Annotated in this window: 25 protein-coding genes; 11 read left to right on the top strand and 14 right to left on the bottom strand. The window is 75.0% G+C overall.

Going from position 1 to position 23,564, the window contains the following annotated elements:
• Positions 1-167: 167 nt before the first annotated feature.
• From ACFCY1_RS10910 to ACFCY1_RS10925, 4 genes are all read right to left on the bottom strand, one after another.
• Complete coding sequence (locus ACFCY1_RS10910) at positions 168-527, bottom strand: hypothetical protein (RefSeq protein WP_375874224.1); 360 nt, start codon at positions 525-527, stop codon at positions 168-170.
• A 161-nt stretch (positions 528-688) separates the two neighbouring features.
• Positions 689-1,015, bottom strand: coding sequence for a hypothetical protein (locus tag ACFCY1_RS10915; RefSeq protein ID WP_375874225.1), 327 nt, complete (start codon positions 1,013-1,015; stop codon positions 689-691).
• A gap of 76 nt (positions 1,016-1,091) precedes the next feature.
• Positions 1,092-1,589 (bottom strand): hypothetical protein, encoded by a 498-nt coding sequence (locus ACFCY1_RS10920; RefSeq protein ID WP_375874226.1) that lies wholly within the window; start codon positions 1,587-1,589, stop codon positions 1,092-1,094.
• Between the two features lie 202 nt (positions 1,590-1,791).
• Complete coding sequence (locus ACFCY1_RS10925) at positions 1,792-3,393, bottom strand: IS1182 family transposase (protein WP_375874227.1); 1,602 nt, start codon at positions 3,391-3,393, stop codon at positions 1,792-1,794.
• Between the two features lie 298 nt (positions 3,394-3,691).
• Between ACFCY1_RS10925 and ACFCY1_RS10930 the strand changes: the two genes are divergently transcribed.
• From ACFCY1_RS10930 to ACFCY1_RS10945, 4 genes are all read left to right on the top strand, one after another.
• Positions 3,692-4,174, top strand: a complete 483-nt coding sequence (locus ACFCY1_RS10930) for a MarR family winged helix-turn-helix transcriptional regulator (RefSeq protein WP_049656635.1) — start codon at positions 3,692-3,694, stop codon at positions 4,172-4,174.
• On the top strand, positions 4,171-5,094 hold the full coding sequence (locus tag ACFCY1_RS10935) for an ABC transporter ATP-binding protein (protein ID WP_375874228.1): 924 nt from the start codon (positions 4,171-4,173) through the stop codon (positions 5,092-5,094). The genes ACFCY1_RS10930 and ACFCY1_RS10935 overlap by 4 nt, the downstream gene beginning before the upstream one ends.
• Positions 5,054-5,929, top strand: coding sequence for an ABC transporter permease (locus ACFCY1_RS10940; protein ID WP_117485393.1), 876 nt, complete (start codon positions 5,054-5,056; stop codon positions 5,927-5,929). Before ACFCY1_RS10935 ends, ACFCY1_RS10940 begins: the two co-directional genes overlap by 41 nt.
• 207 nt (positions 5,930-6,136) lie before the next feature.
• A complete protein-coding gene (locus tag ACFCY1_RS10945) occupies positions 6,137-6,706 on the top strand; it encodes a GNAT family N-acetyltransferase (protein ID WP_074006286.1) in 570 nt (189 codons plus the stop codon).
• Between the two features lie 27 nt (positions 6,707-6,733).
• Here the strand turns inward: ACFCY1_RS10945 and ACFCY1_RS10950 are convergent, their stop codons facing one another.
• The 5 genes from ACFCY1_RS10950 to ACFCY1_RS10970 all read right to left on the bottom strand — a co-directional run bounded on the left by ACFCY1_RS10950 (position 6,734) and on the right by ACFCY1_RS10970 (position 11,345).
• Complete coding sequence (locus ACFCY1_RS10950; protein ID WP_375874229.1) at positions 6,734-7,678, bottom strand: hypothetical protein; 945 nt, start codon at positions 7,676-7,678, stop codon at positions 6,734-6,736.
• A gap of 76 nt (positions 7,679-7,754) precedes the next feature.
• A complete protein-coding gene (locus ACFCY1_RS10955; protein WP_375874230.1) occupies positions 7,755-8,030 on the bottom strand; it encodes a DUF6221 family protein in 276 nt (91 codons plus the stop codon).
• Positions 8,031-8,398: 368 nt separating this feature from the next.
• Entirely contained in the window at positions 8,399-9,100 is a 702-nt protein-coding gene (locus tag ACFCY1_RS10960) for a DUF6875 domain-containing protein (RefSeq protein WP_375874231.1), read from the bottom strand.
• Complete coding sequence (locus ACFCY1_RS10965; RefSeq protein ID WP_375874232.1) at positions 9,097-9,840, bottom strand: hypothetical protein; 744 nt, start codon at positions 9,838-9,840, stop codon at positions 9,097-9,099. The genes ACFCY1_RS10960 and ACFCY1_RS10965 overlap by 4 nt, the downstream gene beginning before the upstream one ends.
• Complete coding sequence (locus tag ACFCY1_RS10970; protein WP_375874233.1) at positions 9,837-11,345, bottom strand: pyridoxal phosphate-dependent decarboxylase family protein; 1,509 nt, start codon at positions 11,343-11,345, stop codon at positions 9,837-9,839. Before ACFCY1_RS10970 ends, ACFCY1_RS10965 begins: the two co-directional genes overlap by 4 nt.
• A 379-nt stretch (positions 11,346-11,724) precedes the next feature.
• Between ACFCY1_RS10970 and ACFCY1_RS10975 the strand changes: the two genes are divergently transcribed.
• Positions 11,725-13,239, top strand: coding sequence for a multicopper oxidase family protein (locus ACFCY1_RS10975; RefSeq protein WP_375874234.1), 1,515 nt, complete (start codon positions 11,725-11,727; stop codon positions 13,237-13,239).
• A gap of 68 nt (positions 13,240-13,307) precedes the next feature.
• Here ACFCY1_RS10975 and ACFCY1_RS10980 read toward each other — a convergent pair whose 3' ends face one another.
• Entirely contained in the window at positions 13,308-14,828 is a 1,521-nt protein-coding gene (locus tag ACFCY1_RS10980; protein WP_375874235.1) for an FAD-binding protein, read from the bottom strand.
• A gap of 63 nt (positions 14,829-14,891) precedes the next feature.
• Positions 14,892-15,224: a hypothetical protein gene (locus tag ACFCY1_RS10985; protein ID WP_375874236.1), complete on the bottom strand. Its 333-nt coding sequence runs from the start codon at positions 15,222-15,224 to the stop codon at positions 14,892-14,894.
• A 252-nt stretch (positions 15,225-15,476) separates the two neighbouring features.
• On the opposite strand from ACFCY1_RS10985, the gene ACFCY1_RS10990 reads away from it, so the two are divergent.
• Together ACFCY1_RS10990 and pgm are read left to right on the top strand one after the other, a co-directional pair.
• A complete protein-coding gene (locus ACFCY1_RS10990; protein WP_375874237.1) occupies positions 15,477-15,776 on the top strand; it encodes a YciI family protein in 300 nt (99 codons plus the stop codon).
• Between the two features lie 144 nt (positions 15,777-15,920).
• Complete coding sequence (pgm, locus tag ACFCY1_RS10995; protein ID WP_049656775.1) at positions 15,921-17,561, top strand: phosphoglucomutase (alpha-D-glucose-1,6-bisphosphate-dependent); 1,641 nt, start codon at positions 15,921-15,923, stop codon at positions 17,559-17,561.
• 76 nt (positions 17,562-17,637) lie between these two features.
• On the opposite strand, the gene ACFCY1_RS11000 is transcribed toward pgm, so the two are convergent.
• On the bottom strand, positions 17,638-18,825 hold the full coding sequence (locus ACFCY1_RS11000) for an MFS transporter (protein WP_375874238.1): 1,188 nt from the start codon (positions 18,823-18,825) through the stop codon (positions 17,638-17,640).
• Positions 18,826-18,959: 134 nt separating this feature from the next.
• Here ACFCY1_RS11000 and ACFCY1_RS11005 point away from each other — a divergent pair, with 134 nt between their 5' ends.
• Together ACFCY1_RS11005 and ACFCY1_RS11010 are read left to right on the top strand one after the other, a co-directional pair.
• Positions 18,960-19,292, top strand: coding sequence for a helix-turn-helix transcriptional regulator (locus tag ACFCY1_RS11005; protein WP_049661305.1), 333 nt, complete (start codon positions 18,960-18,962; stop codon positions 19,290-19,292).
• Between the two features lie 160 nt (positions 19,293-19,452).
• Complete coding sequence (locus ACFCY1_RS11010; RefSeq protein WP_375874239.1) at positions 19,453-20,655, top strand: alpha/beta hydrolase family protein; 1,203 nt, start codon at positions 19,453-19,455, stop codon at positions 20,653-20,655.
• A 121-nt stretch (positions 20,656-20,776) separates the two neighbouring features.
• On the opposite strand, the gene ACFCY1_RS11015 is transcribed toward ACFCY1_RS11010, so the two are convergent.
• Positions 20,777-21,199, bottom strand: coding sequence for a tautomerase family protein (locus tag ACFCY1_RS11015; RefSeq protein ID WP_375874240.1), 423 nt, complete (start codon positions 21,197-21,199; stop codon positions 20,777-20,779).
• Positions 21,200-21,280: 81 nt separating this feature from the next.
• The gene (locus tag ACFCY1_RS11020; RefSeq protein WP_049655318.1) at positions 21,281-21,982 is read right to left on the bottom strand and encodes an SDR family oxidoreductase; all 702 of its coding nucleotides are present in this window, start codon (positions 21,980-21,982) and stop codon (positions 21,281-21,283) included.
• 160 nt (positions 21,983-22,142) lie between these two features.
• Here ACFCY1_RS11020 and ACFCY1_RS11025 point away from each other — a divergent pair, with 160 nt between their 5' ends.
• Complete coding sequence (locus tag ACFCY1_RS11025; RefSeq protein ID WP_375874241.1) at positions 22,143-22,772, top strand: TetR/AcrR family transcriptional regulator; 630 nt, start codon at positions 22,143-22,145, stop codon at positions 22,770-22,772.
• Positions 22,773-22,811: 39 nt separating this feature from the next.
• Complete coding sequence (locus tag ACFCY1_RS11030; protein WP_117485371.1) at positions 22,812-23,528, top strand: HAD family hydrolase; 717 nt, start codon at positions 22,812-22,814, stop codon at positions 23,526-23,528.
• Positions 23,529-23,564: the final 36 nt, after the last annotated feature.

Consider the following 23,564-nt stretch of genomic DNA (forward strand, 5'->3'; position numbering starts at 1 on the left):
CCCCATGCCCCCCCCCCACCCACCCCCCTTTTTGGGGTGCTCTCCGGGGGGGGGGGGGGGGGGGCCCCCGCCGGGGGGGGGGGGGGGGGGGGCCCGCGGGGGGGGGCCCCCCCCCCCACTCCCCGGGGCTCCGCGGTGGCAGCCGTCAGCCGCCTGCCGTGCGGCGGTCAGGGCCAGAGGCACTGCGACTGCGGGTCGAAGCAGGTGAGGCCCATCGAGGACGCCACCTTCGCGATGTGGACGCAGGCCTCCTCCACCATGCTCCAGCGAACCGGGAAGTAGATCAGCGGGCCGCTCGCCTCCCCGATCAGCGGGCCGGTCGACCACGGCGAGGTGTCGTCCTCGTCCTCGGCGAGGTCGGGCCACCGCTCCAGCAGCGCGGCCACGAAGGCCGCGATCCGCTCGGTCGGCGGAAGGTTCTCCTCGTCCGTGCCGAGGTACCGCTCGTACAGGTCGTCGAAGCACCGGCCCGCCGCGGCGTCGTCCGCGGGGCGCTCGCCCTCCCAGACCGCAAGGTCGTAACTCATGGGCGCAGCCTGCCACCCGGCACCGACAGCCGCCCCGGAGCCCGTACGCGCAGGCCCGGCCTGTCGGGGGCCGCCGTCGTGGGGGAGTAGGAAGTCGGCGGGGCCGACTTTCCACTCCCGGCGGCTCCCCGGTTCCCCGGGGCGGCTGCTCCGTGTGGCCGTCAGCCGGCCGGCTGCGCCCGCTCCAGGGCTTCCCGCAGCCGCCTGACCTCGGCGACCAGTCGTGGCACGTCCTGGCGGGCGGCGGCGATGAAGTCGAGGTCCGCGTCCGTCGCGGGGTCCGGTCCCGTCCGGGGGCGGCCGTCGGTGGTCCGGGTCAGGTGGAACTCGTCGTCCTGCGGCGCGTCGGGGCGCAGTTGGACGAAGCTCGCGCCGCCGATCCCCTGGCGGGTCTCCAGCCGGGCGACCCACGGCCCCGGTGTCGCGGCGCCGGCGCGCAGCTCGATCGCGGACAGTTCTTCCTCGGACAACGGCTCGTCGGACGGCATGCCCGGATCCTGTCCCCGGTCCTCCGGGCCTGTCCAGGGCCACCCGGGCTGCCTTGAGCGGGGTGGCCCCGTCGGCTCAGGCCCGCCGGTTCGAAGGTCCAGCCTCGACCCACTGCGGTATCCGCTCCGGTGCCAGGAACTTCTCGTTGAGCACCAGCATCCACGCCAGCGCGATCATGCAGACGATCGGGATCGCGAGCAGCAGCACGATGAAGAGGATCGGGTGCGCGTGGCTGAACGCGTCGCTGTTGATCCCGAAGAGCGTCACGGGACCGGCGATGACGAGGGGCGCCACCAGCCAGCAGAACAGGTAGGTGCGGATCACCTCGCTCATGCGCAGTTCGGCCCGGCCCAGGAAGACGTACTGCGTGGTGCTCGTCGAGGAGCCGTGCCGCCCGGAGACGTCGACCGTCTCGCCCTCCTTGACGTAGTAGCGTCCCAGCGGCCGGATCGGCAGCATCAGGATGGTGAACCAGTGGGTGGCGAAGCAGGCCCCCTGGGCGTCCGGCCGCGTCTTGCCCAGCATCGTCCGCCCGAACCCGTTGACCGTGCCCAAGCGCGGTGCCGTGCGCATCGGCATGACCCTGTCCGACATCTGCCCCCCATCCCGGCGACAACCGTTGTGATCCGATCAGCATGCCAGCGCCGTACGACACCCTCCCGGCGGGGTCGCAACACCTCCATCGGATCTCCCCGGTGACGGACGATCACCTCCCGCCGGCCGGTGGAGCGGGAAGTCGGCGGGGCGACTCTGCTGGCGAAGTATGTGGTCTGGGTCAGGCTGCCGTTGCGGCGCCGTGTTGGGTGCAGAGTGTGTGGACGCGGGTGGGGCGGCGGTCTGGCCTGGTCGTGGTGGTGTCGAAGTGGGTGCCGAGTCGGCGGATGTTGATCGCGATGCCGATGAGGACGTTCTGCAGGTGGGTCTTGGCGGGGCCCCGGTAACGGGATCGTCGCAGGCCGGGGCCTCGGACCGCTTGTGAGACCGTTGCTTCGATGCCGGCGCGGGCCCGGTAGGTCTCGCGCCATTGAGGGGTGTCCTGTTCGGTCTGCATCCGCGTGCGCGCCGTGTGGACGGGTTCGGGGTGGATCTGCAGGCTTCGGCCACGGGTGACGGACGGAGTGCACCGGACGCGGATGGGGCAGGGCCGGCAGTCGGTGAGGGAGAACGCGACGGCGATCAGGCCGTCCTTGCGGGGCCGCATGGAGATGCTGGTGGCTCCGGCGGGGCAGCGCGTGGTCCCGGCCTGCCAGTCGACGGGGAAGTCCTTCGGGGTGAAGGTGCCGTCGTGGGCGCCGCGGCCGGTCTGGACCGTGACGGGGGCGACGAGGGTGATATCGCGTTCCAGACAGGCGCCGATGTTCGCCCCGCTGGGGTAGCCGGAGTCCGTCAGGTGCTCGCCAGGCTTCAGGCCCCGGCCGATGAGCCTGTCCTGGACGGGGGTGACGGCCGTGACGTCGGGTTCGGTGGCGGCAGTGGTGTGGACGTCGGTGACCAGGTGCGGCAGGTCCTCGTCGCAGGACTCGGTCAGGTGGGCCTTGGAGCCGGTCCACTCCACGCTGCCCGCTCCGGGACGGCCTTTGGTGCTGTAGCGGGCCTGCGTATCGTGAGGCGAGCGCACGCGCTGCGCGGAGGGCGGCAGTTCCTTGGTGTCCCGGTAGCGCAGTCGGCCGGTGGCGGTGGCCTCGAAGTGCTGGTCCCACAGCTCGCGCAGGATCCTGACCTGCGCCAGGCCGTTCATCCACACGGCGTCGGGGTCCGTGTCGATGGCGTCGGTCAGGCTCCGGCCGTCGGCGCCGATCTGCTCGGCGAGCTTGAGGGCGGAGGCGCCTCTGCGGCGCAGGAGCCTGCCCGTCTCGACCTTGCGGCCGTAGCGTTCGTCCCAGCCCTCCCTCAGGAGCGGCACGACGAACGCGGGGCTGGTGCGGGCGATCTCCTCCAGGGCCGCACGCAGAGTCTCGCCCAGGCACTCGACGCGGTTCAGTGTGCGCACGCAGGCCAGGACGTGGGTGGAGTCGGTGCGCTGACGCCCGCCGGCCCTCACCAGGCCGGCCGCCTTCAACCGCTCCAGCATCACCGTCAGCAGGGCATCGGCCCGGCCTCCGGCTGCCAGGCGGGCCCGGAACTCGCACAGCACGCTGGCATCGAAACCGGTGTACTCCAGCTCCAGTCCCAGCGCGTACTTCCAGGAGATCCGGTCGGCCACCGCCACCGCGGCGTCCCGGTCGGAGAGGTTGTGCAGGAACTGCAGGACCGTGACCATCGCCAGCAGGGCCGGCGAGATCCCGGGCCGTCCCAGGTCCGCGTACATCTCCTCGAACTCACCCGTGGTGAAGTCCACGTCGCTGAACAACGGACCCAGCGCGTCCCGAACCCGCATCTCGTCCGTCCCCCGCGGATGGACCCGGCGAGCCAGCGCCACCGTCTCCGCCGGAATCCCCGACACACCACCAGGACGAAGCACAACCACCCCTACAGACAGGCACATTGTCGACACTCACTGTCCCACATCTGCCCCGAACGACTTCGCCAGCAGAGTCGCGGGGCCGACTTCCCGCGCGCGGGCGGCCCGCCGAAAGGGGCGGGCCAGGGGGCGCGTAGCCCGGGGAGGGGGCGCGCGGGCGGAGGGGGATCCGCGCTCTCGACGGATAGCTCTTACTGAGAGCTAAAATGAGGGTATGACCGCGACAGGGCCCGAAACGCTCGACGTCGCGCTGGCGGACGAGTTCTCCACCCTCCTCGTCGGCATCCAGCGCCTGGTCCGCCGCCGCCTGCGGCAGGCGACGGACGAACCCCGCCTGCGCGGCGCCCAGGTCGAACTGCTGCGCCTGGTGATGGACAGCCCCGGACTGCGCGTCTCCGAGGCCGCCGAGGAGCTGTGCCTGGCCGGCAACTCCGTGTCCACCCTCGTCAACCAGCTCGTCGCCCGGAACCTGCTGCGCCGCGAGAGCGACCCCGCCGACCGGCGCGCCGCCCTCCTGCACGCCACCCCGGAGGCCGTCGAACGCATCGAGGCCTGGCGCCGGCGCCGCCGCGCGCTGATGGGCGACATCGTCGCCGGCCTGCCGCCGCGCGAGCGCGAGGCCCTGGCCGCCGCCCTGCCCGCCCTGCGACAGGTCGCCGAGGGCCTGCGCACCCCGCCGGGGGAGGAGGAACGATGACCACCGAGGACACCCGGGACACCGGGAACGCCGAGGACACCGAGGACACCCGGGGCACCGGGAACGCCGGGGACACCAGGGAGGCCGCGGACGCGGTGGCCTGCCGGGGCCTGGAGTACACCTTCCGCCACGGCCGCGGGAAGGCCACCCGGGCCGTCGACCGGATCGACCTCACCGTCCGCACCGGCGAGGTGTTCGGCCTGCTCGGCCCCAACGGCGCCGGCAAGACCACCACCATCCGCGCGATCACCACCCTGCTGCCCGTCGGCGCCGGCATGGTCCGCGTCTTCGGCCACGACGCCACCCGCCACCCCATGCAGGTGCGCCGCCTGCTCGGCTACGTCCCCCAGCAGCTGTCCGCCGACGCCGGGCTGACCGGACGCGAGAACGTCGCCCTGTTCGCCCGCGTCTTCGACGTCCCGCGCCGCGAACGCGCCGCCCGCGTCGACCAGGCGCTGGCCGCCGTCGACCTCACCGAGGCCGCCGAACGCATGGCCGCCACCTACTCCGGCGGCATGGTGCGCCGCCTCGAACTCGCCCAGGCCCTGGTCAGCGCCCCGCGCCTGCTCGTCCTGGACGAACCCACCATCGGCCTGGACCCGATCGCCCGCACCGGCGTGTGGGAACGCGTCGACGCCGTACGCGCCGCCACCGGCATGACCGTCCTGGTCACCACCCACTACATGGACGAGGCCGACCGCCACTGCGACCGCATCGCCCTCATGGACCGCGGCCGCGTCCGCGCGCTCGGCACACCCGCCGAACTCAAGGACCAGGTACGGCGCACCGACCCGGCCCAGGCCGCGCCCAGCCTCGACGACGTCTTCCGCCACTTCGCCGGCCGGCAGCTGGCCGACGCCACCGAAGGAGACTTCAGCGATGTCCGCCGTACCCGCCGCACCGCAGGCCGCGTCGGCTGAACCCCCCGCCCACCGCCCCGCCGCCGGCCCCGACCTCTCCCTGCTGCTGGTGCCCCCGCGCGCCCGCACCGGCTGGCGCCTGGTGCCCGCCCGCATCGGCGCGATGTGCGCCGTCGAACTGCAGAAGCTGCGCCACGACCGCACCGAGCTCTACACCCGGGCCGTCCAGCCCGCCCTGTGGCTGCTGATCTTCGGCGAGACCTTCACCCGCCTCAAGGCCATCCCCACCGGCGGCATCCCGTACCTGGACTACCTCGCGCCCGGCATCATCGCCCAGTCCGCGATGTTCATCGCGATCTTCTACGGCATCATGATCATCTGGGAGCGGGACTCCGGCGTCCTCACCAAACTGCTCGTCACCCCCACCCCGCGCGCCGCCCTCGTCACCGGCAAGGCCTTCGCCGCCGGGGTGAAGGCACTCCTGCAAGCCGTCGTGGTCGTACTGATCGCCGCCGCCCTCGGCGTCGCCATGACCTGGAACCCGCTGCGACTGCTCGGCGTCGTGGCCGTCGTCCTGCTCGGCTCGGCGTTCTTCTCCTGCCTGTCGATGGCCATCGCCGGCATCGTCCTCACCCGCGACCGCCTGATGGGCATCGGCCAGGCCATCACCATGCCGCTGTTCTTCGGCTCCAACGCCCTCTACCCCGTCGACCTGATGCCCGGCTGGCTCCAGGCCGTCAGCAAGGCCAACCCGCTCAGCTACCAGGTCGACGCCCTGCGCGGCCTGCTCATCGGCACCCCCTCCCACCTGCCCCTGGACTTCGCCGTCCTCGCCCTCGCCACCGTGGCCGGCATCGCCGCCGCCTCCGCCCTGCTCAGGCGCCTGGCGCGCTAGCCGACGCCGTCACCACCGTCACCGCGCACCGGAAAACGCGGTGACACGCGGGGCGCCGCCCCGGGAGACTGCCCCAGACGTCCTGCCACGCGAAGTCGCCGCGGGCATCCGCGCCGCCCGGGCGAACGGCTGGACACCCGCCGCCCCCGGCCCGCCCCTCACCCTGCACCTGTCCGCCGCCTGACCGGGAAGGAACGACACGACCCCATGACCCACGCCTTCCCCCAGACGGTGCTCCACACCCCGCGCCTGACCCTGCGCCCCTTCACCGCCGACGACACCGACGACACCCGCGCCGCCTGCGCCGACGACCTCACCCAGCACTGGCTGCCGCTGCCCCGCCCCTACACCCGCGAGGACGCCCACACCTGGTGCACCCGCACCGCCCACGACCTGCGCACCACCGGCGACGGCATCCACTTCGCCGTCACCGAGCGCACGAACGGGCGCCTGGCCGCCACCGTCGGCCTGAAGAAGACCGACTGGCGCTCCCGCAGCTCCGAAGCCGGCTACTGGGTCGCCCCCTGGGCACGAGGCCGGGGCATCGCCGCCGAAGCCACCCGCGCCCTGGCGCACTGGCTGCTCACCGCGCAGGCCTTCGAACGCCTGGAGCTCAAGGCCGCCACCGCCAACACCGCCTCCCGCCGCACCGCCCTGAACGCCGGCCTGCGCGAGGAGGGCGTGCTGCGCAACGCCGGCTTCACCCACCACGGCCGCACCGACCTCGTCCTGTACTCCCTCGTCCCCGCCGACCTGGGGTCGTCGCCGACGGCCTGACCGGGCCGGCGGCACCGGGTCGGGGCGTCAGGAGGCGGTGCGGCGCACCGGGTGGCCGCCGGGGCCGGTGGTGAGCCAGGAGCCGTCGCCGAGCGGCCGCAGGTCGTACGGGTCCGCCGCGTGGGCGTCGAACTCGCCGTGGACGCGGCCGGTGCGGGCGTCGACGCGGTAGTGGCGGAACCAGTCCTCCTCGTCCTCGGTCTCGCCGACGAGGGTGGCGAGGAGGGTGTCCGGGGTGAGGTGGCCGCCGCTCCACTCCAGGAAGACCGTGTCCGGGTCGTGGCCGAAGTCGTCGACGGTGAGGGTGAACACCGTCTCGCCGCCGGGGAAGGCGTGGACGGCGAGGTCCCTCTGGGCGTGGTCGACGGTCAGGAAGCGGTGTCCGTCGGGGGACAGGTCGATGAGGCAGCGGTCGTCCCACGGGTAGCGGAGGAGTTCCAGCCGGCCGCCGGCCAGTGACGCGCGGTAGACGGCGGTGCCGTCCTGCCCCTCGCCCACGTTGAGGAGCATCCCGCCGCTCGCCGGGTGGGCCAGCTGCACGCCGCCGTGCCCGACTGTCTCCAGGTCGGCCCGGGCGAGGACCGCCCCGCTCGCGGCGTCCACGGCGACCCACTGGTCCGGCCGGTCGCGGCCCGCCATGGCGTCGGGCCGGTAGACCCACAACACCCGTCCGTCCGGGGATAGTTCGCAGTCGGGCAGGTGGCCGTGGGCGTTGTCCGCCGCCGGCTCGAAGGGCGTGCGCCAGACCTCCGCGCCGTCGGCCGTCACGCAGACGGCCGCGTGGGGCGTCGTGTAGTAGGCGTGACGCAGGTCGGCGGCGACGGCGTGGGCGACCACCCCGTCCCCGGGAACCGGCCGGCAGGCCACCGCGGGCGACAGCACGCCCACGGCGCCGGCGGCCGGGGCGTAGGCGCAGACGAGTCCGTCGACGAGCCGGGTGGTGAGCCGGACGGGGTGCGGGGAGGCGGCCATCCCCGGAGGCTACCGAACCCGGGCGGGCGGCCGCCGTCGGCCCCGCCTCCGGCCGCTCCCGGCCGCCTCCGGCCGGTCAGGGGCGCCACTGCTCCCGATAGCCGGGGTGGTCGTGGTAGGACTGCGCGAGGACGCGCAGCGCGTACGCGAGGCCGGCGGCGCGGGGGTCCGAAGGGTTCATCGCGATGCCCTCCTGGGCCAGCTGGTCGACCAGGTCGAGCATGGGCAGGTGGCTGTCGAGGAGCGCCTCGGGGCCGAAGACGTGCGCCACGTAGGCGTAGGCGTGGTTGTCTTCCTCGTTGCGTGCGCGCAGGAAGCGCAGGAAGCGCAGGAAGCGCAGGAGGTCGTCCATGAGCCCATCCTGGTGCGCCGCCCCGGCGGGCCGGGAGCCGGGGCCCTTCCGCCCGGAGGGCGCGGGGGCGGCTCGGCAGCGTGTGCCGCAGGCGGGCAGCGGGGGCCTGGTCGGTGAACGGGCTTGGCGGCGCGCCGGGTTGCGCGCGTCCCCGGCCGGCCGGGGACGCGGCTGTTCGCGGTGGTCGGGTGGCCCACGCCCGTCGTCCCGTCGCGGCCGAACTTCCGTTCGTCCTAGGGGAGTTCGTGCGGGAGGGCCGCCACGCTCGGCGCCGTGGTGCCGTGTTCCACGGGGACGTTGCTTCCTCCCGTGGGGGCGCGCGCGGAGCCGGGCGCCGGCCGGGCTCCGCGCGCGCAGGGGGGAGGGGGTCAGGCGGCGGTGCCCTGGCGGCGGGCGCGGACGCTGGTGACCAGCTGGGCGCGGATGCGGGCGGGGACCTCGGGGGCGAAGCGGGCCAGGTAGTGGTTCAGGTGGGTCTCGTCGCCGGTGAGGAACGGCAGGTCGAAGACCAGCAGTTTGCGCACCGCGAGCAGCGGGACGGGGGCGCGCAGCGGCCGGAAGGAGTGGTTCCACAGGCCGGGTTCCTCGCAGACCGGGTGGAACTGGCCGATCATCAGGCCCTGTTCGACGAACTCGTCCTTGGCCTTGCGCTGGAGCTCGTCCAGCACGGTGGAGTCCTCGCGGTCCAGCTGGGGCAGCACCAGCAGGACGGTCAGCAGCTCCCGGTCGGACTCCTCCGCCAGGTCGGCGAGCAACGCGTCGTAGTGGGCGCGCAGTTCGGCCACCAGCGCGGGCAGGTCCCCGCCGGGGGAGGCGCCGGGGGAGGTGTCGGCGACGGCGATGTGGAACAGGCCGCGGCGCAGCGAGGGCTGGGTGTAGGGGCAGACCGGGCCGCTGCGGCCGAGGTCGGGGTGGGCGGTGGTGAGGAAGGCGCGGGCCCAGGCGAGGGTCTCGGCGGCCTCGGGGCTCGCGGCGGCGCGGCCGGCGTCGATGTGCTCGGCGCTGTACACGCGCAGCGCCCCGGTGACGGCGGCGACGGCGGTGGGGGCGACGGCGGCGGGGGCGGTCATCGGGGCCCCCGCCAGACCGGGGCCAGGCGGGGTCCGCCGCCGGGCAGGGCGAGGGCCTCGCCGAAGCGGGCGAAGCCGCCGCAGGCGAGCAGGCGGGCGCCGGACGGGGAGCTGGTCTCGGCGTAGGCGGCCTGGCCGGCGGTGTCGACCTCGGTGAGGAAGGCGTGCAGCAGGGCCCGCCCGGCGCGGGTGCCGCGGGCGCCGGGGCGCACCCCGACGAAGGCGAGGTAGTGGTGGGAGCGGTGGCGCGGGTGGCGCAGGGTCTGTAGGCGGGTGATGGCGGCCAGGCGGCGGGCCGGCTCGCCGTGGCCGGCGGCGTCGATCGCCTCGTCCAGGGCGGTGGCGGCGCCGTCCCGCGGGCCCGGGGCCTCCCAGCGGCCGGGCGGCAGGAACAGCAGCGCCCCCAGCGGTTCGCCGTCCGTGGCGCCGTCGTCCGTGGCGCCGTCGTCCGCGGCGCCGTCGCCGGCGGCCCGGTGGACGGCCAGCGCGCCCCCGTGGGCCAGGCACTGCTCGACGTGGACGCGGAAGAAGGCGGGCAGGACGCGGGCGCGGTGGTCGGGGTCGGGGAAGGCCCAGAGCATCAGCGCGTCGTCGGCGAAGGCGTCGGCGAGCGCGCGGGCCAGGGCGTCCTCCTCGCCCGGGCGGGCGGGGCGCACGACCGGCCGTACGGCGCTGTCGGCCGGCCCGGGGGGCGGTAAGGCGGTGCCCGCGGCGGCGGGCAGGGCGGTGGCGGTGGTCAACGGGCACTCTCCTCGAACGAGGGGGCGGACGAAGGGGAAGGAGCCGAAGGACTGGACGGAACACAGGGAGCGGACGGAGCAGAGGGAGCAGAGGGAGCGGACGGAACGGTGGAAACAGGGGAAGCGGTCGCCGAGGCGGCCAGCGCCGCCACCCGCGCGTGCAGCGGCGCCACCCACCCCTCCGCCTCCGGCTTGATCAGCACGCTGCGCAGCACCCGCGCCCCGTCCGCGTCCGCGCGCACGTCCGGGTGGCGGCGGGTGAAGTCGGCGGCGTCCACGCGCAGCACGCTCAGGTAGACGGGGTCGTGCTCGTCGGCCATGCCCTGGCGCAGGACCCGCTCGCTCGCGGCGTCGACCGCCGACAGCGCGGGCGCACCGGCGACGGTGGGGAAGTAGGTGACGATGTCCAGCTGCGGCCGCTGGTAGAGCGTCAGCTCCGGGCTGTCCTCGATCCGCCGCGCCCAGGCGAGGGCGGCGCGCCGGCTCGCGGCCAGCCCCGCGCCCAGCCCCCGCGCGGTGAGCGGCAGCAGCTGCAGGGTCAGCCACAGGGCGGCGGCCGAGGCCCCGGCGCGCGAGCACTCCAGGCTGATCTCGCCCAGGTGCAGCTCGGCGTCGGTGAAGTAGGTGTACGGGGAGTCGTGGGCGAAGTGCCGCCCGATGTCCGGGTCGGCGAACAGCACCGCCCCGCAGCCGTACGGCTGCAGGCCGTGCTTGTGCGGGTCGACGGTCACCGAGTCGCAGCCGGCGATCGCCCGCCACGGCGCCGTGTCCACGTCGAGGGAGGCGGCGAGCGCGTCGTCGGCGGCCAGCAGCGCGAAGAACCCGCCGTAGGCGGCGTCCACGTGCACCCGCGCCCCGTAGCGGCGGGCCAGCGGCAGGATCTCGTGCACCGGGTCGACGGCGCCCGCCCCGGTGGTGCCGCAGGTGACCACCACCGTGCCGACCCGCCCGGTGCGCAGCAGCTCCTCCAGCGCGCCGGTGTCCATCCGGCCCTCGGCGTCCGCCGCCACCGCGTGCCCCTGGACGTCCAGCACGTGGCACATCCGGCTGTGGGTGTAGTGGGCCTCGCGGCTGTACGCCACCCCCAGGCCCGGGTGGCTCTGGCGCGCCACGTACAGCGCCTCCAGGTTGGCGATGGTGCCGCTGCTGGTCAGGTGGCCCACGTGCGCGGGCAGCCCGAACATGGCGGCGAGCTGCGCCACGCACTCGCGTTCCATGTCGTTGGTGGCCGGCCCGCCCTCGTAGGCGTGGTTGTTGGGGTTGAAGCGCATCGCCGTCAGGTAGCCCACCACCGCCGCCGGGTGCGGCGGCTTGACCATCTGCCCGGCGTAGCGCGGATGGAAGAACGGGTAGTTGTGCTCCAGGCGCTCGGCGAAGCGCTCGAAGGCGGCCGCGAACGCCGCCTCGTCCACCAGGTGCGAGGGGTGCGGCTCCAGCGGCCCGAACCGCTCGCCCCACCGCTCGGCCACCTCGGCCGCCTTCGGCAGCCAGTACCGCAGGTCCACGCGCAGGCCCTTCCCCTCAAGTCCTTCGACAACGGGGGGCCGACGCGCGGGTGAGCAGCACGCCGGGCCCCTGGCGAGTACGAGCGTTCACCGCGTCCGAGTCCTTGAGCGTTCCTCGACCGCGTCCGCAGCCACCGTGGCCACCGCCCGCAAGGCGCCCGCAACACCCGCAGCTCACCCACCGCACCGCCCGCCGGCCCCACCCGCCCCGCCCCGGCCCCCGCCGCGGGCACCCCCGCACCGCCCCCGCCACCGCCCCGTACGGCCCCAGCCGGACCCCACCGGGACCCGAGCCGCCGCTGCTGCAATCACCCCCGGACAAGGCCGCCCCACCCCACCCGGGCGAGGCCGGGGGAGCTCACGCGGGAGGAACGACGCGATGGTGACCAGACGCAGGATGATCGGCGCCGCCCTGGCGACCGGGGGAGGAGTCCTGCTCGTGCGCACCACGCTGCGCCCGGCCCCCTCCGCCGCCACCACCGCGGCCGCCGCCGCCAAGGACGCCGGCCACGCCCACCCGGCCGGCGCCGCCGCCCCCGACCCCGGCCCCGACGCCGGCCCCGCGCTCGCGGAGAAGTTCACCACCGCCCTGCCGCTGCCCCCGGTGCTCAGCCCCGTCTCCACCGACGGCGGCGCCGACACCTACGCGGTGACCATGCTGCGCTCCTACGCCCGCGTCCTGCCCGGCCGCCGCACCGAGGTCCTCACCTACAACGGCGCCTTCCCCGGCCCCGTCATCCGCGCCCGCTCCGGGCGCCCGGTGGTCGTCCGCCAGACCAACCTGCTCGACGACCCGGTCTCCGTCCACCTGCACGGCTCCGCCGTCCCCGTCGACAGCGACGGCGGCCCGATGAACCTGCTGGGCGCCGGCGCCACCCGCACCTACACCTACCCCAACGACCAGCCCCACGCGAGCCTGTGGTTCCACGACCACGCCCACCACCTGGAGTCCGAGCACGTCTACCGCGGCCTGGCCGGCACCTACCTGCTCACCGACGCCACCGAGGCCTCCCTGCCGCTGCCCGCCGGCCGCTACGACCTGCCCATCGCCCTGCGCGACGCCCGCTTCGACACCGCCGGCAACCTCGTCTACCGGATGGACGACGCCGAGGGCCGCGCCACCGTCCTCGCCAACGGCCGCCCCTGGCCCAAGGTCGACGTCGCCGCCCGCCGCTACCGCATCCGCCTGCTCAACTCCTCCAACCTGCGCTTCTTCTCCCTGCGCCTGGCCGACGGCGGCCCCATCACCCAGATCGGCTCCGACGGCGGCCTGCTGGAACGCCCCCACACCACCGACACCGTCGACCTGTCACCCGGCGAGCGCGCCGACGTCGTCATCGACTTCTCCCGCTACCGCCCCGGCACCAGCGTCGTGCTCACCAACTCCATGCCGCCCGGCCCCGCCGAACACATCGGCCAGGTCCTGCGCTTCGACGTCGGCCGCCCCGCCCCCGACCCCTCCAGCGTCCCCGACCGGCTGCGCACCCTGCCCCCGCTGGGCCCGGTGGCCCGCGAGCGCACCATCGTGCTGAAGGTCGAGGAGGGCGGCGCGGGCGTGGCCCCGCTCGGCCTGATCGACGGCCGGCAGTACGACCCCGCCCGCGTCGACGCCGCCGTCGCCTTCGGCACCTCGGAGATCTGGACGGTCCACAACGCCAACACCGACATCCCGCACAACTTCCACCTGCACCTGGTGCAGTTCCGCGTCCTGCAGCGCAACGGCGCACCCCCCGGCCCCGAGGAGGGCGGCCTCAAGGACACCGTGCGCCTGATGCCCGGCGAGAGCGTGCGCCTGCAGGCCACCTTCGACACCTACCGCGGCCGCTACCCCTACCACTGCCACCTGCTGGACCACTCCGCGATGGGCATGATGGCCCAGATGGAGATCGCCTGACACCCCGCTCCCGGGGCCGCCCGCCGACACCGCGCCGGACACGGGCGGCCCCGGGACCGGGGGAGCGGTCAGGACGCGTGGATGCCCTGCCCCGGCGTCAGGATCCCCGCCGGGTCCCAGCGGCGCTTGGCCCGCGCCACCGTCTCCCACAGCCCCCCGTAGTGGCGCCGCCAGTCCGCCCCCGTCATCCCCGGCACCGCCCCGATCAGGTACCGCTTGCCGCCCAGCTCCACCGCCAGGTCGTACAGCCGCCGGTTGCGCTCCAGCATCGCCGCCGTGTCCGAGCCCGGCCCCGGGAACGCCAGCAGGTCGAAGTGCCAGCCCACCTCCTGCCCGGGCAGCACCGCCAGCGGCGCCCGCACCTTCGAGCGCTGGTACGGGTAGAACAGCAGCAGCCCCGCCCCCAGGTCGGCGGCGGTCAGCACCTCGGCGGCCCGCGCCATGAACGCCCGCGCCGCGGACGCCGGCAGGAACACGCTCAGCCACGGCTTGGGCAGCGCCCACAGCCCCGACGCGCGCAGGTACCCGGCGAAGCCGTCCACCCGGAACGCGTACTCCCGCCAGCTCTGCTCCACCACCTCGCTCGACACCGGGCGCAGCCCCGCCAGCAGCGCCGCCCGGTCCACCGCGCCCCCGGCGTCCGCGAACGCCACCAGCTCCGCCTTGTACCGCCAGCGCGCACCGTCCTCGCTGCGCACCACGTCGCCGACCTGGAGGTCGAAGCGGCGCTCGGCCATGACCTTCTGCTGGTCGGCGAGGTAGGCGTCCAGGTCGTCGTAGTACAGCGAGAAGACGTGGGCGCGTTCGCGGACCTTCACCAGGGCGAGGGTGGCGCGCACGATGACGGCGACCTGGCCGCCGCCGGCCAGCACGGCCTCGAACAGTTCCCGGTTGCGGGTGGGGGAGGCGGTGACCAGTTCGCCGGTGCCGGTGACGACGTCCAGTTCCAGCACGTTGTCGACCTGCATGCCGTGGCGCTGGACGCCGCCGCCGATGCCGCCGACGCTCAGCGTGCCGCCCACGGTCAGGTGCAGGTAGTCGGTGAGCACCGGCGGCACCCAGCCCGCGGCCAGGCCGGCCTCGGTGACCTGCGCCCAGGTGGCCCCGGCCTCGACGACGGCGCGCCCGGGGCGTACGGACAGGACCTTGGACAGGCCGCGGGCGTCGATGGCGACGCCGCCGCGGGGGTTGGCCTGGCCGTAGCTGGAGTGCGACTCCAGGCCGGCCTCGCCGAGCTGGGCGAGGTCGCCGCTCTGGCCGTTGACGGCCACCGGGATGCGGTGGCGGCGGGCGAAGGCGACCAGCTGCTGCACGTCGCGTACCGAGCCGGGGCGCAGGACGGCCCGGGGGGTGGCGGTGACGAGGTGGCCGAAGTCGGTGGCGAAGCGTTCCAGGCCGGCGCCCTGGAGGGTCACCGTGCCGTCCAGGGCGGGCAGTCGGGCGATGTCGGCGCCCGTGGCGGTCCCGGCGCCGGTGTCGGTTTCGGTGGCCCAGGCGGCGGTGGCGGTGTTCCAGCCGATGACGGCGCTGACGGCGCCGGCGCCGGCCGAGGCGAGGAGGGCGCGGCGTGACAGTCCTGACCTGCTCATATCAGAATTTCTCCGATCAGTCGTCAAATAGGGATTGTTGTACCGCAACCATCGGGTGATCACCTACTGCCCCGCACCGTCCAGCTGTTCGCGCAGGGCGGTGAGGCGGTGGAGCACGGCGTTGATGAGCATCGGCCGGTACGGGTCCCGGTCGTTGTCCATCCAGGCGGTGGCCGTCGCGGCCTCCTCCAGCAGGGCCAGCCGGGCCCGGGGCAGGTCGGCCACCAGCGGGGAGCGGACCGCGTCCAGCAGGGCGTGGACGAGCCGGTGGGCGTGGACCCGCGGGTTGACCGCGAACAGCGCGCGGTAGACCCACAGCGCGTCCTCGCCGGACAGGATCCAGTCGTCGTTCAGCAGCAGCCGCACCCGTGCCCTCAGCACCAGGTCCTCGTTCATGTCGCATGTCCCCCTTCGCCGTTCGTGAGCTGCCTCCCGCCGCGTGCGGGCAGCACGCCGTGCGCGCCTCCCGCCCTGGGCAGGGCGGGAGGCGCGGGGTTCGCGGTGGGATGCGCACGAGTCTGCGGGTGCGGGGCGGGGCGCGGCAAGGCGGAAGAAGGGTGTGCTGCGTCCTACCGGAGCGTTGCCCTGAGCTGGCAGGATGGGGGTCGGCACCCTCCGGGCGCGGTGGCGGACGCTAGCCTGGGCGCCATGTTCGTACTGGAGTTGACGTACACCGCCGCCCTGGAGTCGATCGAGGAGGCGCTGCCGCGGCACATCGCGTGGCTCGAGGAGCACTACGCGTCGGGCACCTTCCTCGCCTCGGGGCGCAAGGTGCCGCGCGACGGCGGGGTGATCCTCGCGGTGGGCGGGGACCGGGCCCGGATCGAGGCGCTGGTGGCCACCGACCCGTTCGTGCGGGCCGGGTTGACGCAGTACCGGGTGACGGAGTTCCTCGCCACCACCACCGCCCCGGAGCTGGCGGCCCACCGCCAGCAGCTGTCCGGCTGAGGCCCTGCGCCCCCGTTGGTCCCCGTCCGTCCGTGGTGCCCCGGGCCGTTCGCGCGGTTCGGGGCACGGTCGCGTTCTGGCTACGATCGGTGAACACGGGGCGAGGACGTATCGCGAGTACCGACTTTCGGCGGGAGAAGACGGATGGCACACGCACGGGCCGGGCAGCCGGCGCAGCCCGGTGACCTGGTGGACGTGGCGCGGCTGGTGACGGCGTACTACGCGCTGAACCCGGATCCGCAGGAGCCCGGGCAGCGGGTGGCGTTCGGGACCTCGGGGCACCGGGGCTCGTCGCTGGACGGGGCCTTCAACGAGGACCACATCGCCGCGACCACGCAGGCGATCTGCGAGTACCGGGCCGAACAGGGCGTCGCGGGACCGGTGTTCCTGGGCGCGGACACCCACGCCCTCTCCGAGCCGGCCAAGGCCACCGCCCTGGAGGTGCTGGCCGCCAACGGCGTGCACGTGCTGATCGACGCCGCCGACGGCTACACCCCCACCCCGGCGGTCTCGCACGCGATCCTCGCCCACAACCGGCGCAGCCCGCGCGCGCTCGCCGACGGCATCGTGGTCACCCCCTCGCACAACCCGCCGCGCGACGGCGGCTTCAAGTACAACCCGCCCAGCGGCGGGCCGGCCGGCTCGCAGGCCACCAACCGGATCCAGGACCGCGCCAACGAGCTGATCCGCGAGGGCATGCGCGGCGTCAGGAAGGTCCCCTACGCGCGGGCGCTGGCCGCCGCCACCACCGGGCGCCACGACTACCTCACCGCCTACGTCGAGGACCTGCCCTCCGTCCTGGACCTGGACGCGGTGCGGGAGGCGGGCCTGCGCATCGGCGCCGACCCGCTGGGCGGCGCGTCGGTGGCCTACTGGGCGCGCATCGCCGAGACCCACCGCCTGGACCTGACCGTCGTCAACCCGCGGACCGACCCGACCTGGCGGTTCATGACGCTGGACTGGGACGGGAAGATCCGCATGGACTGCTCCTCCCCGGCCGCGATGGCCTCCCTCATCGGCCGCAAGGACGAGTACGCCATCGCCACCGGCAACGACGCCGACGCCGACCGGCACGGCATCGTCACCCCCGACGGCGGCCTGATGAACCCCAACCACTACCTGGCGGTGGCCGTCGACTACCTCTACCGCCACCGCGCCGACTGGCCCGGCGACGCGGGCGTCGGCAAGACCCTGGTCTCCTCCTCGATGCTCGACCGCGTCGCCGCCGACCTCGGCCGCGCCCTGGTGGAGGTCCCGGTCGGCTTCAAGTGGTTCGTCGACGGCCTGCTGGAGGGCTCGATCGGCTTCGGCGGCGAGGAGAGCGCCGGCGCCTCCTTCCTGCGCCGCGACGGCGGGGTGTGGACCACCGACAAGGACGGCATCCTGCTCGCCCTGCTGGCCGCCGAGATCACCGCCGTCACCGGCGAGACCCCCAGCGCCCGCTACCGCGACCTGACCGAGCGCCACGGCGCCCCCTCCTACGCCCGGGTGGACGCCCCCGCCGACCGCGAGCAGAAGGCCCGCCTGGCCCGGCTCTCCCCGGAGCGGGTCGGCGCCGGCGAGATCGCCGGGGAGAAGATCACCGCCGTCCTCGCCAAGGCCCCCGGCAACGGCGCCCTGATCGGCGGCATCAAGGTCTGTACGGAGAACGCCTGGTTCGCGGCCCGGCCCTCGGGCACCGAGGACGTGTACAAGATCTACGCCGAGTCCTTCCACGGCGACGAGCACCTCGCCCGGGTGCAGGACGAGGCCCGCGCCCTGGTCGGCGAGGTCCTGCGGGGCTGAACCCGGTACGCCCGTGCCCCGGTCCGGCGGCCTGCCGGACCGGGGCACGGGCCTCTGCCCGGGCGCAGGTCGCCCCTCAGGCGCGGGACGGCTCCTGCCGCGGGGCCGGGGCCGACGCGCGGGCGGCCCGCTCGTCGCGGGTGGTCGCCGCCGCGACCGCGCACGCGGCCAGCGCCAGCGCCGCCGCCGCGAACGGGAACCAGCGCCCGCCCAGCACCGCGATCGCCGCCGAGCCGGCCACACCGCCGACCGCCGTCCCCAGGTACAGGGCGCTGCTGTTCAGCGAGATCAGCAGCGGCGCGTTGGCCGGGTCGATCGACGCCAGCCGGTGCGGCAGCGCCACCGACACCGCCCACCCGGCCAGCGGCACCACCACCGCGTAGGCCAGCGCCCCCGGCATGGTGAGCCCCAGCCAGGGCAGCGCGGTGAACGCGGCCGCGGCCACCGCCGAGCCGGTCAGCAGCACCCGCCGCACCCCGAGGCGGTCCACCAGGCGCCCGCCCAGCCAGCTGCCGGCCACCGACATCACGCCGCTGGTCAGCAGGACCAGGCTCAGCCGGTCGGCGTCGCCGCCGGTGGCGCCGGACACCGCGGTGGACAGGTAGATGTAGACGCTCTGGAAGGCGAGGAAGAACACCAGCGTGGTGGCGGCGGCGCCCAGCACCCGGCGCCGGCCCAGCGGCGCCAGGCGCGCCGCGAGGGTGGGGGCGGCGGCGGGGGCGGGCAGGTCGCGCAGCAGCGCCGCCAGGCCGGCGAAGGCGGCCAGGCCCAGGGCGGTGACCAGCCACATCGTCATCCGCCAGTCGGCGCGCCCGATCCAGGTGCCCAGCGGCACCCCGAGGGCGGTGGCCACCGTCATGCCGCCGAGCACGGTGGCCAGCGCCCGGCCGCGCCGCTCGGGGGCGACCAGCGTGGTGGCCACCGCGTTGGCGGTCGGCGTGTAGAGGGCGGCGCCGGCCGCCGCCAGCACCCGGGTGGCCAGCAGCAGTTCGTAGGTGGGGGCGAGCGCGCTGAGCGCGTTGGCCGCGCTGAACACGACGAGCGCGGTCAGCAGCAGGCGCCGGCGCGGCCAGCGGGCGGTGAGCGTGGCCAGCACCGGGGCCAGCAGCGCGTAGCCGAGGGCGAAGACGGTGACCAGCTGGCCGGCGGCCGGCACCGACACCCCCAGGTCGGCGGAGATCGGGCCGAGGATGCCGGCGAAGACCATCGAGTCGGTGCCCATGGCGAAGGTGCCGAGGGCGAGCAGGAGCAGACGAACGGGCACGGGAGGGCCCCCCGGGACACAGGAACGGATTGTTGGATAAGCATGCAACAGTTGGACGCTCGTCAAACACTCGGGGATTGGTGGATGATTGTCAAACCATCTGTGTCCCCCCGGCGGCCCGAGGAGCGTGCGCCATGACCGACGACGAGCGGCTTCCCCAGCCCGCCACCGCCGACATCGACCTCGTCACCGTCCTGCACGCCCTGGGCGACCCCGTGCGCATGACCCTGCTGCTCAGCTACGCCGACGACGCCGAGCACTCCTGCGGCCCGCGCGACCTGGGCCTGGACCACCTCCACAAGTCGACCGTCTCCCACCACATGCGGGTGCTGCGCGAGGCCGGCGTCACCACCACCCGCGTCGCCGGGCGCAACCGCTTCGTCAGCCTGCGCCGCGCCGACCTCGACAGCCGCTTCCCCGGACTGCTCGACGCGCTCCTGGCGGCCCAGGCGGCCCCCGCGCGGTAAGGGTCCGGCTCTGGGGGAGTCGGCTGCCGCCGCGGGCCTATGCCCGCGGTCGTACGGCGCGGCGGGCGCTCCTGCCCCCGGCGGACGCGCCCGGGCGGGGCCCGGCGGCACGGTGGACGGGCACGCCGCCCGCCGACCCGATCGCCGCAGGAGCACGCCCGTGACCAGATCCCAGCCCGGCCTCCCGGCCGGTTCTCCGTCCGGCCGTCCGCTCAGCCGTCGGGGCGTGCTCGGGGCGCTCGCCCTGGGCGCCGCCGGCGCCGTCGCCGGCGGCGGGCCCGTGCGCGCCGACGCCGCGGGGCGGCCCTGTCTGAGCCTGCCCGCGCCCACCGGCCCCCGCCCCGTGGGCACCGCCCTGCTGTACCTGGACGACCCGGCCCGCACCGACGCCTGGGCCCCCGCGCCGCGCCCGCGCGAACTGCGCGCCCGCCTCTGGTACCCCGCCGCCCCGGGTGCCCGGGGCCCGTACGCGCCGTGGATGAGCCCCGCCGAGACCGCCCACCTGCAGGCCGACTACTTCGCCGTCCCCGGCGCCCGCCTCGCCTGGCCCGCCACCCACGCCCGCCCGGACGCCCCCGCCGACCGCACCCGCCGCCACCCCGTGGTCCTCAACTCCCACGGCTCCGGCGCCGACAGCGCCTTCAACACCGCGCTGGCCGAGGAGCTCGCCTCCCACGGCCACGTCGTCGCCGCCGTCGACCACACCTACGACGCCGGGGAGGTCGAGTTCCCCGGCCACCGCCTGGAGGTGCGCGACAAGGCCCGCGTCCAGGCGATGACCGACGCCGCGATCGTCGCCTACCGCGCCGCCGACGTGCGCTGCCTGCTCGACCGCCTGGCGGCCGGCCCGCTGCCCGCCGGCCTGGACGGCGCCCTCGACCTCGGCGCCGTCGGCATGTTCGGCCACTCCATGGGCGGCGCCACCACCGCCCACGCCCTGTACGAGGACCCGCGCATCCGCGCCGGCGCGGTCCTGGACGGCCCCCTGTTCGGCCCCGCCGCCACCGCCGACCAGACCCGCCCCCTGCTGCTGATGGCCTCCGCCTGGGACAGCCCCGCCCGCGACACCATGTGGGACACCCTGTGGCCGCACCTGACCGGCTGGCGCCGGCGCCTGACCCTCACCCGCTCCGGCCACCTGTCCTACTGCGACCTGCAACTGCTCGTCCCCCAGGGGCAGTCCGTCTTCGCCTGGCCCGCCGACCGGCTGGAACACTTCCTCGGCACCGGCGACCCCCAGCGCGCCGTCGCCGCCCAACGCGCCTACCTCACCGCCTACTTCGGCCTCCACCTGCGCGGCATCCCCGCCCCGCTGCTGGACGCCCCCGTGCCGCAGTGGCCCGAGATCCGCTTCGACGCGTGAACCCCCGCCGCCCGCAAGCCCGTTCGGCCCGCTGTGCGCCGCCCCGAGGTCCGGGACCGTGGCGTCTCGCGCCGACACCGCCACCGTCGACCCCGACGGTGGCGGTGTCGGCGCGGGCGCGTCAGTACGGGAGCGGGCGGTTCTCCCGGGCCCACAGCTTCTCGGTCTCGCTCTGCTCCGGGGGCGGGGTGAGGCCGTCGATCATCCACAGGTTCCGCGGCGTCTCGTCGACGTGGAACTCGCAGTACAGGCCGCGGTCGGTGGTGTGGGGTGCGAGGAGGGCGGCGAGCGCCTCGCGGGTGCGCCTGCGCAGGTCCGGGTCCTCGGTGTGGCGGGCGATGTGCTCGACCACGACCCGTACGGCCGCGCCGTGCGGTTCGCCGCCGACGTGGAAGGAGTCGGCGGCGACCTCGTGGAAGAGGACCACCACGTAGAACCTCGGCAGTCCGAAGCGGGTGTAGAAGCCCGTGATGTCGGTGGAGAGCTGCTTCTTCTGCCCGGGGTCGTAGGTGCCGGGCGGGTGGTAGACGTGCCACAGGGGCATGGCGGTTTCTCCTGGTCGTCGGTCGGGTCGGGTCGGGTCGGGGCTTGCGGCGGCGGTCCTGCCGGTGGTCCCGCCGGGGTGTCAGCGGCGGCCGAGGACGGCCAGGTCGTCCACGGGGCCCGACAGGGCGGCCTTCAGGGCCCGGGTGGCGTCGTCGACGAGCACCTCGTGCTCGCCGCGCTCGACGCCGTCCAGGACGGCGCGGGCCACCTCGGCGGGCGGGATCTTGTCGACCGGGACGGCCGCGACCATCTCGGTGTCCGCGAAGCCCAGGTGCACGCCGACGACCTGCGTGCGCTGGGCGGCGAGCTCCAGGCGCAGCGAGTTGGTCAGGGACCACAGCGCGGCCTTGGAGGCCCCGTAGGCCCCGGCCCCGGCGCCCCAGGACAGCAGCGAGTGGATGTCGACCAGCGCGCCGCCGCCGCGGGCGGCCAGCACCGGGGCGAAGGCCTGGGCGATGCGCAGCGGGCCGAGCACGTTGGTCTCGAAGGTGTCCCGGACCAGCGCGAGGTCGGCGCTGAGCAGCGGCGCCGGGTACAGGACGCCGGCGTTGTTGAAGACGATGTCGACGTCGTCTGCGCGGGCCGCGAGGGCGGCCACCGAGGCGTCGTCGGTGACGTCCAGCGCGAGGACCTCCACGCGCGGGTCCTCGCTGGTGTCGGGGGTGCGGGCGGTGGCGTAGACCTTCTTCGCGCCGCGGGCCAGCAGTTCCGCGGTGAACGCCCGGCCCAGGCCCCGGCGGCCTCCGGTGACCAGGGCGGTGGAGCCTTCGATCACGGTCATGGTGCATCTCCTCGCTCTCGGGGCGGCACGGGCCGTCGCCGGCGGGTGCCGCAGCATTTAGATTATTACCATCATCTAAAGGGGATGGGAAAGTGGACGCACCAAGTGGAAGCACCGACCGGACGCACCACGCGTCGTACGAGAGGGAAGGAGCCGCGGCATGCCCCGCGTGTCCCGCGCCGAGGCCGAACGCACCCGCAGCCGGGTCGTCGACCACACCGCCCGCCTGATCCGCGAGAAGGGCGCCGACCAGGTCAGCGTCCCCGAGGCGATGGCCGCCGCCGGACTCACCCACGGCGGCTTCTACCGGCACTTCGCCTCCAAGGACGACCTCCTCGCCGAGGCCCTCACCGCCGCCTTCACCGAACGGCGCGACGCCATGGAACAACTCGCCGACCAGCCGCCCGCCCGGCGCACCCCCCGCGCCGAGTTCCTCCACCGCTACCTGTCCGAACTCCACCGCGACCACCCCGGCCACGGCTGCGCCGCCGCCGCCCTCGCCGCCGACGCCGCCCGCACCGAACCCGGCACCCCGCTGCGCACCGCCTACACCGCCGGACTGCGCGACCTCGTCGACGCCCTGGCGGCCCTGCCCGAACCCGCCGAACGGCAGGAGGCGCTCGCCGACCTGTCCACCATGGTCGGAGCACTGCTGCTCGCCCGGGCGAGCCAGGACCCCGACCTGTCCGGGGAGTTCCTGGCCGCCGCCCGCCACCGCCTGGCCGTCGACGACGGGGACGGGGACGGGGACGGGGACGGAAACGGGGGCGGGGAGCCGGCGACCGCGTAGGGTCCGTACGTATACGTGGACCTGGCGAAAGGACGGACCGTGCCGATCAGAGGCGTGCTCTTCGACGTCGACGACACCCTGTTCGACTACTCGGGCTCGGAACGGGCGGGCATCCTCGCCCACCTGCGCCACCTCGACCTGCTGCGCCGCGTCCCCGACCCGCAGACGGCGGTGGCGCTGTGGCGCGAGGTCCTGGACGAGCAGTACGCCCGCTTCCTGGCCGGGGAGCTCACCTTCACCGGCCAGCAGCGCGAACGCGTCCGCCGCTTCCTCGCCCGCCTCGGCGAGGACACCGCCGCCATGCCCGACGAGGCCGCCACCGCCTGGTTCGCCGGCTACACCGCCCACCGCGACGCCGCCTGGACCGCCTTCCCCGACGCCGCCCCCGTCCTCGCCGCCCTCGCCCCCACCCACCGGCTCGGCATCGTCTCCAACGCCCCGATGGACCAGCAGCGCCCCAAACTCCACGCCACCGGCCTGCTGCACCACTTCGCCGACACCGCCCTCGTCGGCTCCGACCGGCCCGGCGAGGCCAAACCCGCCCCCGCCATCTTCCTGACCGGCTGCGCCCGCCTGGGCCTGCCCCCGCACGAGGTCGCCTACGTCGGCGACAGGTACGACCTGGACGCCCTCGGCGCCCGGGGCGCCGGCCTGCGCCCCTTCTGGCTCGACCGCGCCGCCTCCCGCACCCCGGTCGACGACGGCATCCACGTCCTGCACACCCTGGCCGAACTGCCCGCCGCCCTGCGGACCTGAGCCGGGGCCGCCCGGTCGCGCGGGAAGTCGGCCCGG

Source organism: Kitasatospora sp. NPDC056273 (genome assembly GCF_042268845.1).
Classification (GTDB): domain Bacteria; phylum Actinomycetota; class Actinomycetes; order Streptomycetales; family Streptomycetaceae; genus Kitasatospora.